This is a genomic window from Corallococcus exercitus, from assembly GCF_003611585.1.
Classification (GTDB): domain Bacteria; phylum Myxococcota; class Myxococcia; order Myxococcales; family Myxococcaceae; genus Corallococcus; species Corallococcus exercitus.
In genome coordinates, this window is record NZ_RAVW01000243.1 from 1 (window position 1) to 14,529 (window position 14,529).

Sequence of the window (14,529 nt, forward strand, 5' to 3'; positions counted from 1 at the left end):
CTGCGCATGTCTCGTGGGCTCGGAGATGTGTATAAGAGGCAGGTGAGGTCCGGATTTGGGCTCCGGAGGATTTCGCGGGTCCGCGTTTCACGTGGAACGGGCGGGCCTCGCGGGTCCGTGAAGTCGGCGGAGTTCACGTGGGCCGGTGGTTCGCGGATGCGGGTCGCGGGTTCCTGTGGAACGGGCGGGCCTCGCGGGTCCGTGAAGTCGGCGGAGTTCACATGGGCTGGTGCCATGCGGGTCGCGGGTTCACGTGGGTGGTTTCGGCGCCCGGTTCAGGACAGCTGGTGGAGCGGGTGCCGGTTCGCGGAGGCGGAGCCCGTGCGTGTCCGTGCATCGGTCCGGCGACTTCGGGTCGTGGGTTCCGGACGCGCGGCTGGGCTGAGCGCATCGCCGCCAGATCCCGTTCGAGATTCCGGGTCGGGGTGGGGAAGCCGCGTTACCGGTTCAGGTGCCCGCGCCGGATCCGGGGCGGAGCCGTTCCGAACGGGCGACGACCGCGCGTTCCGCATCCGCGTTTCATGGGCCTGGTTTTCTGATGAGGAGTGCCCTGCCGCCGCGCAGGGTCCCGTGACGGTTTCCCCGCCACCTTCATGGATGGAGGGGAGCCGCGTGCGCGCGTGAACTTCGCGCGGTTCGCGGCGCGCATCGGATGGCTTCCGGTTCGACCTGTCATCCGGCTCCCCTTCCCCACTTCCGCGCCTCATAGGACCCGAGTTGGCGTGCGCGATGCCGCGATGGCCAGGACCGCCACGGCGTCATGTCGGTCCATCGTCGGCGGCCCCGCATGGGCGATGGCCGCGCCCGTCGTTCCACGTGGAACGCGCGTCGGTGAGGACGTGCGCCATGGACCACGCCATGCCGACTCCGCTTCGTGGGTTGGCGATTCCTGAGTCCCCACCGGAGGCATGAACCCCCGCGCATGGCGCGGCCCGTATCCGGCCGGGACGTGGATGCACCGGCAAGCTTCGCGGCGCCGAACGGAGTGGATGGAGATGACGGGCATCCACCTGGAACACCGGCGAGGCCGACGGGAACCATCGGCCTGCCGCTGTCGGTTGCGGTTCGCGGAGCCTCGCTTCATGAAGACCGCAGTTGGCCCCTGCTCATCACATGTGACGAAGCAGCGCGTTCAGCTCAGCGCCCCACGGAAGCAGCGGGTGGTGGCGACGCGGTGGTTCCCGATACGGGCGACCAGGCGTTCCACGTGGAACACGCGCCCTGCCGCTGCGCTCACCACGCCGCGAAGAACGACCCGGGGCACCTATCGCGAACCCGGTCATCCGAAGCGACCTGCGGACGACGTGTGGCCTCGCGCTCCTCACCGCTCACGCGGCAACGGTGGTGCGCGGAGGTCCGAAGCTTTTCCCGCCAAAGGCGGCGCAGCGAAGGCGAGGCGTTCCACATGAACGGCCTGACAGTGGCCCCGATGCGCTTCACGAATCGGAGCAACTGGACGCCCTCCATCCAGGCCGGGCGTTCCACGTGGAACACGCTCACGGATTTTTGGGCGCGCGATGAGGTGACAGTCCATCAACTGGCGTGGGTCTGGCACCTGTCCTCACGCGTACCCGACACGACGACGGTCCTTCAGCCGACGTGGGCCTGACCAACACCCGTGCCGGGACACGGGGGCGTTCCACGTGGAACACGCCGACGCCACCGTAAGCATCTGCGGTGACGACGACTCGTGAGTTGGCGTGAGCCATCCAGCACGAGGTGATGGAGACACATCAGGGCGTTCCATGTGGAACACGCCAACGCCACCGTGAGCACCCGCGGCGACGACGGCCCACCAGTTGTCGTGAGCCCGTCCAGCGCGAGGTGATGGAGACACAAGAGGACGTTCCACGTGGAACACGTCGGCGCCATCACGAGCATCCACTGCGACGACGGCTCGTGAGTTGGCGTGAGCCCATCCAGCACAAGGCGATGGAGACACAGCGGGACGTTCCACGTGGAACACGTCGGCGCCATCACGAGCATCCACTGCGACGACGGCTCGTGAGCTGTCGTGAGCCCATCCAGCACAAGGGGATGGAGACACAGCAGGACGTTCCACGTGGAACACGCTCAGGTCAGCGCGACCACTTGCTGCGACGACCTTGCGGCAAGTCGCGTGGGCAGTGCCGGCTCAAGCCACGGATCCGGTTCAGGACGCGCCCCCTGGAACACGCTCAAGCCGTCGCGAGCACCGCGCTTCGACAAGAAGGTCAGCACTTCCTGCGCACGGACTCCCCATCGGGTCGGGCCCAAGTGGAGGTTCCACGTGGAACACGCGTGCGCCTCTTCAGCGCCATGCTCGCTGAAGGCACCGCAGTCAGGGCAGCCGGATCCATGCGGAACACGTCCGCTTCCTGAAGCACCAGCGGTGCTGCGCAGGAGCAGGAGGTTCCACGTGGAACATGCTCACGCTCTCGCGCCCGCTCCATGTGAAGCAGCGATCCTGGCTTCTCACGCCTCATGTCCATCACATGGACCACGCTCGCGCCTATCTGAGCGCCTTCACACGTCACGGCGCTCAAGACAGGTCCTGAGGTGCAGGACGTTCCACGTGGAACACGCTGCGCTTCCGCATGATCACAGCGCGCAGAAAAACCACTGCTGGGGATGGAGGGGTCCGTTACCTACGGCGCATCGGCATGAGGACGTTCCACGTGGAACACGCAGCGGACCGCATCCACGACACAACTGCCGCGCATGACGGTTGAGGAAGAGGCAGGCGACTCGACGCCCCCTTCCACCCGTTCCGATTCGCCTCCGCATGAACCAGCGCACGCCATGACCGACGCACGGCTCCATTGCCCAGTTGTCCATCCACGGGTGCGGTGAGTGCCGGATGCACAGCTCTTCATGAGCGCGCTCCATCACTTCCAAGGACCGCATTCCGCACGCCAACTCTCACGCTGAAGGCCGGAGTCCGAGCGACCGGGTGAGCCCCTTCTTGAAGCGTGTTCCACGTGGAACATGCGGAGCCGCATGAGCCCCAGGTCCCCTGCCCTGCACTTCATCAAGCGCTTCAAGCCGGGCACCTCCAACACCACGGCGAACAGCCAGGTGCCGCTCCACTTGATCACGTGTGCTTCAACCAGAGCCCACGTGCGGACCGGAGGCCGGACGTGTTCCACGTGGAACACCGTTCGACCGGGCGGCCGTCCTTCAACCCCTGCTTCCCATCACCGGATCCGGCCTTCGGACTTCATGCCTTCACGCATACGCGTGGGTTCGGAGGTGCGGCGAGAAACGCACCGCGATGCGCGCAGGTCTGAACAACGATGGGAGCCAGGTCCTTCGCGCATGAGGCGCGCCAACCTCGCGCTCCACCAGACCGCTTCTTCGGCCCCGCGTGTTCCACGTGGAACATGGCCATCCGCATCTCCCATCAGGAAACGGAGTGCCTCGCTGCGAAGGGGCCACGTGGATCCATCACCGCCGCGTCTGCTTCACGCGTCTGAAGTCAGCGGAGCGGTTCGTGGGTCGTGTCCCCTGCCCCGCCTTCAGCGCTCCACTTCGGGGACCCAGCGCTGGATGTTCCACGTGGAACGTGGAACCTCGGGCGCACCCACGCGGTGGACTTCGGAAACCCATCCGAAGAACCCGGGCCGTGGATGTTCCACGTGGAACACGCGCCGCCGCGGACCTGCTTCAGCGTGACCAGGCGGCCCGTTGAAGGACGACGCGGTAGCCGTCCGGATCCTCGAAGGTCTTTCCGTTCGCGTCCCAGTACGGATTGCGCGATGGCACCGGCTTGAAGCCCGCGGCCTCCATGCGGTGGACCCGCGCCGACCACGCTTCCGGGTCCGGCACGTAGAACACCAGGAGGTGGTCCTCGGTGGGGGCTCGCGGCGCTTCGTGTCCGCGCTCCACCGTGAACTCCAGGTGATACGGCGCACCCGGATGTCCAAGCATCACGCCGTCGAATCCCTCGTGGTCCTCGAACCCTCCGAGCACCTCGAAGCCCAGCCCGTCCCGGTAGAAGCGCACCACCGCGTCCAGGTTCGTGGTGGGCCTCGCGACCCGCAGCTTCACCGTGTCCATGAGCCGCCCTCCCCTTCCGGGCCCTTCATCCAGGTGGCGCCACACATAGGATGAATTGACGCTCTTTTCGCGCGCGCCGTGGATCCGCACCTTGTGCCCATGACCACGAAACAGCAGCCCCTGAACTCCGGCTTCGGCGCGACCACCACGACTCGCGAGGTGCTAGGCACCACCCGCTTGGATGGCACGGTCGCCATCGTGACCGGCGGCTACGCGGGCATCGGCCTGGAGACCACCCGAGCGCTCCAGGCCGCCGGTGCCACCGTCATCGTCCCCGCCCGGACTCCCGACAAGGCCCGCGCCGCGCTCTCCGGTTGGGAGCGCGTGGAACTGGAGCCGCTGGACCTCATGGATCCGGCCTCCATCGACGCGTTCGCCTCGCGCTTCCTCGCGTCCGGCCGGCCCCTGCACCTGCTCATCAACAACGCGGGCGTCATGGCCAGCCCGCTCAGCCGAGACTCGCGCGGGTTCGAATCCCAGTTCGCCACCAACCACCTGGGCCACTTCCAGCTCACCGTCCGGCTCTGGCCCGCGCTGAAGCAGGCGAACGGCGCGCGCGTGGTGTGCCTGTCGTCGCGCGGCCACTTCTTCTCCGACGTCGACTTCGAGGACCCGAACTTCCACCAGCGCCCCTACGACAAGTGGGTCGCCTACGGGCAGTCGAAGACCGCGAACATCCTCTTCGCCGTCGGGTTGGATGCGCGCGGCGAAGCCCACCGCGTGCGCGCGTTCGCCGTGCACCCCGGCGCCATCCTGACGGAGCTGGTCCGGTCCATGTCCGAGGAAGAGGTCCGCGCCTCCACCGAAAACTCCAACAAGCTGGAGCCGATGAAGACCCCGGAGCAGGGCGCGGCGACCACGGTGTGGTGCGCGACCAGCCGCCAGCTCGAGGGCATGGGCGGCGTGTACTGCGAGAACGTCGACATCGCCGTGATTGCCCCCCCGGAGTCCACCGTCCGGCGCGGCGTGAAGGCCTACGCCGTGGATCCGAAGCGGGCCGACCGGCTGTGGACCGCGAGCGAGGCGTGGACCGGTGTTCGCTTCGATCCGTGACGCGCGGATCCGCGATGTAACCGGGATCTTCGCCCCCTCGTATCCGCTCCGTCTTGAACGAGGCGATGTTCGAACCCCTGTCGAACACCGCCCCCATGCCCCATCCGGGGCACGACCGGAGCCATCCCATGCTGAAGAAGAGTCTGCGTTTCGCGCTGGCGCTCGCCGTGACGACCCTCGCCGTCGGCTGCGGTCCCGAGGGGGACATGGCCGACGAGGCCTCCGCGCAGGAAATGGCCACCGCGACGGAGGCCCCCGCGAACCTCGGCACGGCCGAGCAGGAACTCACCGTCTACCGGTGGGTCAGCACGAACAACCCCTGCAAGATCCCCATGAACGTCTACTCGGCGTGCGTCGCTCGGGGCTATGACGGCGGATCCGCCAGCCAGTGTGGCAAGACCGGCACGACGCTCATCCAGTGCTACACCCGGACCTGACCGGGTGACTCACGGCCGCGGAAACAGCTTCCGCGCGCGCTCCAGATTGGAACCGGGACGCGGCGCATAGAAGGACACGCGCAGCTCCCGCCCGTCCGGCTCCGAGTACGTGAGCGTGACGTTCTCGAACTCGATGAGGCCCAGCTCCGGGAGGAGGATCACCTTCAACATGGAGGGGGTCTCCACCACGTCGTGCTCGCTCCAGAGGCGCGCGAACTCCGGGCTCGCGGCTTGAAGCTTCTCCACCAGCGCGTCGAACTCCGACCGGTCCGCGGCCTTCGCGGCGTCCAGCCGGAACCCCGCGACCGCCCGGCGCACCGCGGTCTCCCAGGTGGGCATGCTCGCGCGCCGGTCCGGATTCATGAACAGCTCCCACAAGCCGTTGCGCCCCTCCGAAGTGGGCCGTGCCAGGTCGGCTTAGAGGACCGTCGCCGCCGCGTTCCACGCGATGAGGTCCCAGCGTCGCGTGGAGAAAGAGATACGCGTCGAGGAGCCGTTGAAGCGCGTCGCTGACCGAATCCGGTGCGCTCACGGCCCTGGGCGCGGGCCGGCCGTGCGCCAGTTCGAAGAGATGCAGGCGCTCCGTCGGCGTCAGACGGAGCGCGACCACCAGGCGCTCCAGCAGCGGCTCCGAGACGTGGATGTCCCTCCCCTGCTCCAGCCACGTGTACCAACTGACGCCCACGTCGGCGAGGCGGGCCAGCTCCTCGCGGCGCAGTCCCGGCGTGCGTCGCCGCGAACCGGCCGGAAGTCCCACGTCCTCCGGATGCAACCGCTCACGTCGGCTGCGAAGGAAGCGCGCGAGCTCTGCGCGTCCGGGGCTGCGGGAGGAGTCCGTCACGCGGTGGAACGTCAGGCCATCACCTCACGCGAGGCACCGGCCGTCGACCGCGAGCGATGTAACCGGGACTTCCGCGCCCACGTACCCGCTCCGCCTCGAAACACAGCGGTCTTCGACCCCCTGTCGAGCACCGCCCCCCATGCCCCGACTGGGGCACGACTGGAGCCATCTCATGCTGAAGCTGAAGAAGAGTCTGCGGTTTGCGTTCGCGCTCGCGGTAACGACCCTCGCCGTCGGTTGCGGTCCCGAGGAGGACATGGCCGACAACGCCGCCGCGCGGGAGCAGGTCTCCACGACCACCGAGGCCCCCGCGAACCTCGGCACCGCTGAGCAGGAGCTCACCGTCTACCGCTGGATCAGCACGAGCAACACCTGCAAGGGCATCTTCAACGTCAACTCGATGTGCATCGCTCGGGGCTATGACGGCGGATCCGCCCTCCGGTGCTCCAAGTCCGGATTGACGCTGGAGATCCAGTGCTACACCCGGACCTGACCGGGTGACGCCGCAGCGCGGATCCGCTCACGCCGCAGCGCGGATCCACGTCGCCGTTCCACGTTCTCCACCACGCGCTGAAGGAGACGCAGCAGCTGCTCCTCCTCCTTCGCGCTGAAGCCGGCCATCACGCCCTGTTCCACGGCCATCGCTGGCATGCGGTCCGCGGCCCAGGCTCTCCCTGAAGCCAGAGCCCGAGCGCCCTCCCCTCCCCTACTGCTTCGCGAACACCGCGACCTGACGCTCGGCGCCGGAGAATGGGAGCCGGTACGCCCGGGCGGACACCACGCGCAGGTTGCGCTCCGCCGCGCGCGCTTGAAGCTCCGCGTCCGTCTGCGCCTTGCCCAGCATCGCCACCACGCGTCCGCCCTCTTCCACGTACGCGGGCGCCAGGTTCAGCCAGTCCGGCAGGTCCATGAACGCGCGCGCGATGAGCACCTGCGCGCGCGGAATCCCCTCCGTCTCCGGCTTTCCTTCCGCTCGCGCATGCAGTCCGCGCACGCCGGTGAGTCCCAGGCTGGCGGCGGCGGCCTTGATGAACGCGATCTTCTTGCCCACCGTGTCCACCAGCGTCACGCCCAGGCCCGGGAGCGCCAGCCGGAGCGGCAGCCCCGGGAAGCCCGCGCCCGCGCCCAGGTCCAGGAGCGACGTCGCGCCCGTCACCTCCGGCAGCACCGCCAGCGAGTCCAGGAAGTGCTTCTCCAGCACCTCCTCCGGCGCGGTGATGGCCGTGAGGTTCACCTTCGCGTTCCACTTCAGGAGCTCCGCCATCAGCCGCTGGAGCTGGGGCCCCACGTCCGGCCCCACCGTCACGCCCAACGCACTGCATCCGGCTGCCAGCTGATCTGCGAACCGCGCGTTATCCACAACACCTCCACCCCGAAGGGCCCTTCAAGTCCTTGGAATCACTCAGGGGAAATCCATCCCCAGAATTGTCCACACGTTATCCACAGCCCTGTTCCTGATCACTTGACGGCCCCTGCCCTCGCTTCAACGCGACCAGCAGCAGGGACACCGCGGCCGGCGTCAGGCCCGGAATCCGCCTCGCCTGTCCCACCGTCCCGGGCCGGTGCGCGGACAGCTTCTCCACCGCCTCCGTACTCAGCCCGCGCACGTCCGTGAAGCGGAACGCGTCCGGGATGCGCCAGCGGTCGGAGGCCTCGGCCTCGCGCGCCGCCGCCCGGGCGGCCTGGGCGATGTAGCCCTCGTACTTCACCTCCACCTCCACCTCTTCCGCGACGTCAGGGGTGAGGGCCGGGAAGTCCTCGCGCTCTTGCGCCAGCTGCGCGTACGTCACCTCCGGACGCTTGAGCCGCATCGCCAGGCCGGCGCGCTTGAGCCGCGCCACCTCCTGCGTCACCGCGTGGGCCCGTGATTCCGCGCGATCCAGCGCCTCCTTCGGCAGGAGCCCCACGCGGTAGCCGTGACGCGCGAGCCGCAGGTCCGCGTTGCCCTCGCGCAGCTTGAGCCGGTGCTCGGAGCGGCTGGTGAACATGCGGAACGGTTCGTCCACGCCCTTCGTCACCAGGTCGTCCACGAGCACCGCGCCGTGCGCCTCGTCGCGGCCCACGACGAGCGCCGGTTCGCCCTTCACCTGGAGCGCCGCCTGGATGCCGGCCCACAGGCCCTGGAACGCGGCCTCCTCGTAGCCGGAGGTGCCGTTGAGCTGGCCCGCGAAGTACAGGCCCGCGACGGCCTTCGTCTCCAGCGTGGGGTGCAGCTGCGTGGGCGGCGCGTAGTCGTACTCCACCGCGTAGCCGTAGCGGACCACCTCCACGCGGGACAGCCCGGGGATGGTGCGCAGGAAGTCCAGCTGCACGTCCGCGGGCATGCTGGTGGACAGGCCCGCCGGGTACACGAGCGGCGACGTGGGCCCTTCCGGTTCGAGGAACACCTGGTGCCGTTCGCGCGCGGCGAAGCGCACCACCTTGTCCTCCAGCGACGGGCAGTACCGGGGCCCCCGCCCCACGATGTCCCCCTGGAACAGCGGCGAGCGGTGCAGGTTGTCTCGCAGCAGCCGGTGCGTCGCCTCCGTCGTCGCGGTGAGGCCACACATCACGGCGGGCCGACGCGGAAACGGCAGGCCCTCTTCCACCTGCGTGCGCCAGGAGAATGGCCGCACGCCGGTGTCCCCCGGCTGCGGCGTGACGGCGTCCCAGTCGATGCTGTCGCGAGACAGGCGCGCGGGCGTGCCCGTCTTGAAGCGGCCCAAAGTGAAGCCCAGCGCGTGCAGCGACTCCGACAGGCCGCGCGCGGCTTCGTCTCCCAGGCGGCCGCCGACCTCCTTCTGCTCGCCCACGTGCATGAGCGCGCGCAGGAAGGTGCCGGTGGTGAGGAGCACCGCGCGGGCCACCACCTGCGTGCCGTCCCCCAGCACCACGCCCTTCACCCTCCCCTCTTCCGCGACGACGGCGGCGACTTCGCCCTCGCGCACGGTGAGGTTGGCTTGCGTGAAGAGGACGGCCTGCATGCCGGCGGCGTAGGCGTCGCGGTCGCAGAGGACGCGGGTGGCCTGCACGGCGGGGCCCTTGGAGGGATTGAGCGTCTTGACGTGCGTGCCCGCGAGGTCCGCCGCGCGTCCCATCTGGCCCCCGAGCGCGTCCAGTTCGCGCACCAGGTGGCCCTTCGCGGTGCCGCCCACGGCGGGGTTGCAGCTCATCACGGCGGCGCGCTCGCGCTTGAGCGTCACGCCCAGGGTGGACAGGCCCATGCGCGCGCACGCGAGCGCCGCCTCGCAGCCCGCGTGGCCCAGCCCCACCACGACGATGTCGTATCGGAGTTCCATCGCGTCCCGGGGGGTATCACGCCCCGGCGCGTCCGTGGCAAGCCGGGGCGCGCGGACACCGTCCACCCGGCGGGTTCCCCACCGGCCCGGGACATGGCCAAACACAGACATGCCCGGAAGTTCGGGAGCACGCGAGGCGGACGGTGGGAGGGGTAACAACGCCGCCCGCCTCGCGCGCACCAGTCATCGTGGATCCGTCGAGGGCGCGCCTGACACACCGGTGGCGTCTCTGGCCCGTCGACGGCGATGGCATCCATGGGACCTGCCCGCACGAGTCCCCCGGACCTCGTGCCTTCACATGGCGTCGCACACACGGGAGCCAACGCCTGCCCGTGCGGTGAGGGCGCATGGGGTTTTCGGACTCGAACCAGCGAGGCCGGCGGACCGCCCGTGTGCGCGACGGGGAAGGGTATAGCGAGGGGGTCTGACATTCCGGGTTCCAGGCCCTTTCACCGGGGCCCGGAACCGCACGGCGTCAGCGGGTGGCCGGGGGGTTGGACCGGCTGGGGCAGTGCACGTTCTCCGGGCAGCGCCCGTCGGACTTCGGGATGCACGCGCCGCAGCACTCCATCTCGTCCGGGCGGCACGCGGGGACGCACGCACCGCACTGCACCACGCCGCCGCAGCCGTCGTCCGCGGTGCCGCACTTCAGCCCCAGCGAGGAGCACGTGGCGCGCTGACAGACGCAGCGGTCGTCCACGCAGGACTCGTTGGGTTTGCACCCGGGGGTGCAGGTGCTGATGGGACCGCTGGCGTCCTTCTTCGGCTCGACGGGCACGGGCGGCGCCACGCACCGGCCCTCCTTGCACGTGCCGGCCTGACAGTCGCCGCAGTCGATGAAGCCGCCACACCCATCCGGCGTCCGGCCACAGGCCACCATCGCCTGCGAGCACGTGGCCGGCGCGCAGCCATCCGGCGCCACGTTGTCCCGCGACACGCGCACGGCGCCGCCACCGCTCGGCGTGCACGCGCCCCACAGTCCCAATGCCAGACACAGTCCGGCCCACCGGCCCAGGCTCCGCAGTGCTTCCATGTCATCCACTCCCCGTGCTCCCGGCGAAGGGCCCTACCGGCCGGCCCGGGAGCCTCGAACGGCCCCATCATGCGCACGCCGAGCTCGGATGTCCGGATGTCCGGGGCCATGCGGCGGGGCAGGGGAGGGGAGGGCGCTCAGCGCTGGATGAGGGCGCGAGCCCCCTCGATGCGCTGCGCGGCGGTCCGAGCGTCCTCCTGCTTGCGAGGCGTGGGCACGTCCAGTCCACGCTGCGCCGCGGGGCGGTTCTCGATGGCGGCCAGCCACCGCTGCACCCCTGGCAGGCCGTCCAGGGACACGCCGGCCCAGTCGTGCGAGCGCACCCAGGCCCAGTTCGCGATGTCCGCGATGCTGTAGTCCCCGGCCAGGTATTCGTGGTCCTTCAGCCGGCTCTCCAGCACGGTGTAGAGGCGGCGCGTCTCGTTCTGGTACCGGTCGATGGCGGGCTGGAGCTTCTCCGGGAAGTAGCGGAAGAAGACGTTGGCCTGCCCCTGCATGGGGCCCACGCCGGCCATCTGGAACATCAGCCACTGGATGACTCGCGAGCGGCCCTTCGCGTCCGTGGGCATCAGCCGGCCCGTCTTCTCCGCCAGGTAGATGAGGATGGCGCCGGACTCGAAGACGGCGAAGTCCCCCTCCGCGCGGTCCACGATGGCGGGGATGCGGCCGTTGGGGTTGATGGCCAGGAACGCGGGCTGCTTCTGCACGCCGGTGGAGATGTCCAGCGCATGCACGGTGTACGGCAGCGCCAGCTCCTCCAGCGCCACGGACACCTTGAAGCCGTTCGGCGTGCCCCACGTATACAGGTCGATCATGTCACCCTCGCTTCGAAGTGAAGAGGTGCGCTCCGTCTAACGGCGGAAGCGCACCACGCGCACGTCGAAAGCAGGGGCCTCCCCCAATGACTCGCGCATCAGCTCCAGCGCGCGGTCCTCGTTGAAGCTGCCGGAGCCCGCGCCGATGATGGGGAATGCCACGGAGCGGAAGCCGTGCTCCCCCGCGCGCTCCAGCGCATGCCGCACCGAGTCCTGGATGGACCGCGCGGACGCGCGCCAGAGCATGTTGATGCCCGCGACGTGGATGATGCCCTTGAACGGAAGGCGCCCCGGTCCGGTCACCACCGCCGAGCCCAGGGGCATGGGCCCCACGCGCGCCAGCTCCCGGAACGGCGCCGTGCCGCCCCGGCGCTTGATGGCCCCGGACACCCCCTGGGGCAACAGCAGCCACCAGGGGATGATGTTCCGGTTCCACGCGTTGACGATGGCGTCCACCGGTTGGTCCAGCAGGTCGCCTTCCACCAGTTGCACGGGCATGGCGCGGACTCTACCGCGCCCGCCCAATGACAGACATGGTGCTTACGGAGCAGCGCTCGCCTTGGCCGGCGCCGGAACCGGGGCCTGCTGCTTGGACACGCCCGCGAAGTCACCCGCGCGCACGAGGGTGGCCTTGCTGAAGTCCAGGTGCTTGGACAGGGCCTTGCGCACGTCCTCGGCGGTCAGCTTCTGGAGCTTCGCCTCCACGGCCGCGTCGAACGCGAGCGTGCGCCCGAAGTACAGACCGTTGGACAGCTGCTGCGCCAGGTTGCCATCCTGCGCGCGAGCGGACTGGCGGTACTCCAGGAGGCCCGCGCGCGCCTTGTCCAGTTCCTGCGGCGTGAAGCCCTTCTGCACGGCGCGGGTGATCTCCTCACGCATGGCGGCCTCCAGCTTCTGCGCGTTCTGCGGGGCGTAGATGGCGTAGGTGACGAACCAGCCCACGGTGTCCAGCTCCTCGGCGGACAGGCTGCTGCCCACGCCATAGGACAGGCCGTCCTGCTGGCGCACGCGCGTGGCCAGCCGCGAGTTGAGGAAGCCGCCGCCCAGGAGGAAGTTGCCCATCATCATGCCGGGCCAGTCCGCGTCGTCGTCGCGAATCTGGAGCAGCTGTCCCGCGAGGAAGTACGCGTTGGCCTTGTCCGGCGTCTCCAGCACCACGGACTTCGGAGCCACGGACTGGTACGTCCGCGCCACGCGCGCGTACGGGGCCGGGCTCTTCCAGCCGTCGAGCAGGGTGCCCGTGAGCGAGGTGATCTCCTTCGCGTCGAAGTCCCCCACCACCGCGAGCTCCCCGCGCGAGGCACCGTAGAACTGGCGGTGGAAGTCACGCGCCTGCTCCAGCGTGACGGCCTTCGCGTCGGCCAGGCGCTCATCCAGGGTGGGCACGTAGAGCGGGTGGCCCTTGGGGTAGTGCGCGCTCAGCACGCGCCAGAACGCGATGCTGGCCTGGGGCTGCGGCTCGCTGCGCTGCGACTCCAGCGAGGCCAGCCGCTCCTGCTTGAGGAGCGCGAACTCCTTCGCGTCGAAGGCGGGCTCACGCAGCACCTCGGCGACGAGCTTGAGGACCTCCGGGAGGCTCGAGCGAGGGCACTCGATGCCGACGCTGGCGCCCGTCGCGCCGCCGTCCACGCCCACGCGGGCCTTGAGCTTGTCGAACGCGTCTTCCAGTTGCTGGCGGGTGTGCTTCGTCGTGCCGCGCATCAGCATGCTGCCGGCGTAGGAGGCGGCGGGCAGCTTGCCGGTCACGGCCTCCGGGGTGCCCCAGTGCAGGTCCAGCGTGAGGTTGACCATCTCGCCGCGCGTCTTCTTGGGCAGCAGCGCGTACTTCACGCCGGAGGGCAGCTCCCCGCGCTGCACGCGCGACTCGATGTTGGCGGGGGAGGGGTCGAAGGCCTCGCCCTGGGCCACGAGCGCCTTGCCCTGGTAGCCGTCCACCATCTTCGCCACGTCCACCGGGGGCGGCAGCTCCGAGCGGTCCGGCTTGGGCGTGGGCAGGAAGCTGCCCAGGGTGCGGTTGGAGGCCTTGAGGTACGCGGCGGCCACGCGGGTGACGTCCGCGGGCGTGACGGCCTCGATGCGGTCGCGGTGCAGGAAGAGCAGGCGCCAGTCACCCACGGCGGCCCACTCGGACAGGAGGATGGCGGCGCGCTCGGAGTTGTTGAGCAGCAGCTCCGTCTGCTTCGCGAGGTTCGTCTTCGCGCGGTTCACCTCCTCGTCGGTGAAGGGCGTCCTGGAGGACTCCTCCACGGTCTTGATCAGGCCTTCGCGCACGGGGCCCAGGGGCTGATCCTGCCGGGCCTCCGCGCTGAAGCCGATGACGCCCGGGTCGCGCAGCTGGAAGTTGAACGCGCCGGCGCGCGAGGCCTTCTTCGTCTCCACGAGCGCCTTGTAGAGGCGGCCCGACGGCACGTCGCCCAGCACCTGGGTGAGCACGTCGATGGCGGCGAAGTCGGGGTGGGCGCCTTCGGGCACGTGGTAGACGCTGGAGAGCAATTGATTGTCGCCCACGCGGCGCAGCGTCACTTCGCGCTCACCGTCCTGGGTGGGCTCCTGGGTGTACGTGACGGGCACTGGCTCCGAGGGCTTCTGGAGCTTGCCGAAGGTGGACTGCACGAGCGACAGGGCCTTCTCCGGCTGGAAGCGGCCGGCGATGACGAGCGTCGCGTTGTCGGGGCGGTAGTAGCGCCGGTAGAAGGCCTGGAGCCGGTCGATGGGCACGTGCTCCAGGTCCGCCTTCGCTCCGATGGTGGCCTTGCCGTAGTTGTGCCAGAGGTACGCGGCGCTCATGGTGCGCTTGAAGAGGATGCCGCGCGGGTCGTTCTCGCCGGACTCGAACTCGTTGCGCACGACGGTCATCTCGCTGTCGAGGTCCTTGCGCGCGATGAAGCTGTTCACCATGCGGTCGGACTCGAAGCCGAGCGCCCAGGACAGGTTGTCGTCCGACGCGGGCAGGGTCTCGTAGTAGTTGGTGCGGTCCAGCCAGGTGGTGCCGTTGGGGCGCGCGCCGCGTTCGGTGAGGGCCTGGGGCACGTTG

At 69.5% G+C, this 14,529-nt stretch carries 12 protein-coding genes and 1 pseudogene; 3 read left to right on the forward strand and 10 right to left on the reverse strand.

Annotated features, from left to right (window positions below; translation table 11 throughout):
- Window positions 1–3,645: 3,645 nt before the first annotated feature.
- On the reverse strand, window positions 3,646–4,038 hold the full coding sequence (locus D7W79_RS26330; protein ID WP_120528154.1) for a VOC family protein: 393 nt from the start codon (window positions 4,036–4,038) through the stop codon (window positions 3,646–3,648).
- A 99-nt stretch (window positions 4,039–4,137) separates the two neighbouring features.
- Here D7W79_RS26330 and D7W79_RS26335 point away from each other — a divergent pair, with 99 nt between their 5' ends.
- Window positions 4,138–5,091 carry an oxidoreductase gene (locus tag D7W79_RS26335; protein ID WP_120528163.1) on the forward strand — a complete coding sequence of 318 codons (954 nt, stop codon included), beginning with the start codon at window positions 4,138–4,140 and terminating at the stop codon, window positions 5,089–5,091.
- A 128-nt stretch (window positions 5,092–5,219) separates the two neighbouring features.
- Window positions 5,220–5,528, forward strand: coding sequence for a hypothetical protein (locus D7W79_RS26340; protein WP_147442056.1), 309 nt, complete (start codon window positions 5,220–5,222; stop codon window positions 5,526–5,528).
- A gap of 9 nt (window positions 5,529–5,537) precedes the next feature.
- Here D7W79_RS26340 and D7W79_RS45215 read toward each other — a convergent pair whose 3' ends face one another.
- On the reverse strand, window positions 5,538–5,939 hold the full coding sequence (locus tag D7W79_RS45215) for an MmyB family transcriptional regulator (RefSeq protein WP_439099230.1): 402 nt from the start codon (window positions 5,937–5,939) through the stop codon (window positions 5,538–5,540).
- Between the two features lie 169 nt (window positions 5,940–6,108).
- Window positions 6,109–6,369 (reverse strand): annotated as a pseudogene (locus tag D7W79_RS46045) (helix-turn-helix domain-containing protein); the annotation flags it as partial.
- Window positions 6,370–6,541: 172 nt separating this feature from the next.
- On the opposite strand from D7W79_RS46045, the gene D7W79_RS26350 reads away from it, so the two are divergent.
- Window positions 6,542–6,862 carry a hypothetical protein gene (locus D7W79_RS26350; protein WP_120528156.1) on the forward strand — a complete coding sequence of 107 codons (321 nt, stop codon included), beginning with the start codon at window positions 6,542–6,544 and terminating at the stop codon, window positions 6,860–6,862.
- Here the strand turns inward: D7W79_RS26350 and D7W79_RS43810 are convergent.
- The 7 genes from D7W79_RS43810 to D7W79_RS26385 all read right to left on the reverse strand — a co-directional run.
- On the reverse strand, window positions 6,847–7,011 hold the full coding sequence (locus D7W79_RS43810) for a hypothetical protein (protein WP_158617044.1): 165 nt from the start codon (window positions 7,009–7,011) through the stop codon (window positions 6,847–6,849). The genes D7W79_RS26350 and D7W79_RS43810 overlap by 16 nt on opposite strands.
- A 64-nt stretch (window positions 7,012–7,075) precedes the next feature.
- Window positions 7,076–7,729 (reverse strand): 16S rRNA (guanine(527)-N(7))-methyltransferase RsmG, encoded by a 654-nt coding sequence (gene rsmG, locus D7W79_RS26355; RefSeq protein ID WP_120528157.1) that lies wholly within the window; start codon window positions 7,727–7,729, stop codon window positions 7,076–7,078.
- 76 nt (window positions 7,730–7,805) lie between these two features.
- Window positions 7,806–9,647, reverse strand: a complete 1,842-nt coding sequence (mnmG, locus tag D7W79_RS26360; RefSeq protein ID WP_120528158.1) for a tRNA uridine-5-carboxymethylaminomethyl(34) synthesis enzyme MnmG — start codon at window positions 9,645–9,647, stop codon at window positions 7,806–7,808.
- Window positions 9,648–10,122: 475 nt separating this feature from the next.
- Window positions 10,123–10,680 (reverse strand): hypothetical protein, encoded by a 558-nt coding sequence (locus D7W79_RS43815; protein ID WP_158617045.1) that lies wholly within the window; start codon window positions 10,678–10,680, stop codon window positions 10,123–10,125.
- A gap of 137 nt (window positions 10,681–10,817) precedes the next feature.
- Window positions 10,818–11,495, reverse strand: a complete 678-nt coding sequence (locus D7W79_RS26375; RefSeq protein WP_120528161.1) for a glutathione S-transferase family protein — start codon at window positions 11,493–11,495, stop codon at window positions 10,818–10,820.
- A gap of 36 nt (window positions 11,496–11,531) precedes the next feature.
- Window positions 11,532–11,993, reverse strand: a complete 462-nt coding sequence (locus D7W79_RS26380; protein ID WP_120528162.1) for a macro domain-containing protein — start codon at window positions 11,991–11,993, stop codon at window positions 11,532–11,534.
- Between the two features lie 42 nt (window positions 11,994–12,035).
- A partial coding sequence (locus D7W79_RS26385) for a M16 family metallopeptidase (protein WP_147442058.1) occupies window positions 12,036–14,529 on the reverse strand: 2,494 nt, incomplete at its 5' end.

Coding starts and splice junctions, on each gene's coding strand:
- D7W79_RS43815 (WP_158617045.1), bottom strand. CDS start 10,680: ATGGAAGCACTGCGGAGCCTGGGCCGGTGGGCCGGACTGTGTCTGGCA.
- D7W79_RS26380 (WP_120528162.1), bottom strand. CDS start 11,993: ATGCCCGTGCAACTGGTGGAAGGCGACCTGCTGGACCAACCGGTGGAC.
- D7W79_RS26350 (WP_120528156.1), top strand. CDS start 6,542: ATGCTGAAGCTGAAGAAGAGTCTGCGGTTTGCGTTCGCGCTCGCGGTA.
- D7W79_RS26375 (WP_120528161.1), bottom strand. CDS start 11,495: ATGATCGACCTGTATACGTGGGGCACGCCGAACGGCTTCAAGGTGTCC.
- D7W79_RS43810 (WP_158617044.1), bottom strand. CDS start 7,011: ATGGCCGTGGAACAGGGCGTGATGGCCGGCTTCAGCGCGAAGGAGGAG.
- D7W79_RS26335 (WP_120528163.1), top strand. CDS start 4,138: ATGACCACGAAACAGCAGCCCCTGAACTCCGGCTTCGGCGCGACCACC.
- D7W79_RS26340 (WP_147442056.1), top strand. CDS start 5,220: ATGCTGAAGAAGAGTCTGCGTTTCGCGCTGGCGCTCGCCGTGACGACC.
- mnmG (WP_120528158.1), bottom strand. CDS start 9,647: ATGGAACTCCGATACGACATCGTCGTGGTGGGGCTGGGCCACGCGGGC.
- D7W79_RS26330 (WP_120528154.1), bottom strand. CDS start 4,038: ATGGACACGGTGAAGCTGCGGGTCGCGAGGCCCACCACGAACCTGGAC.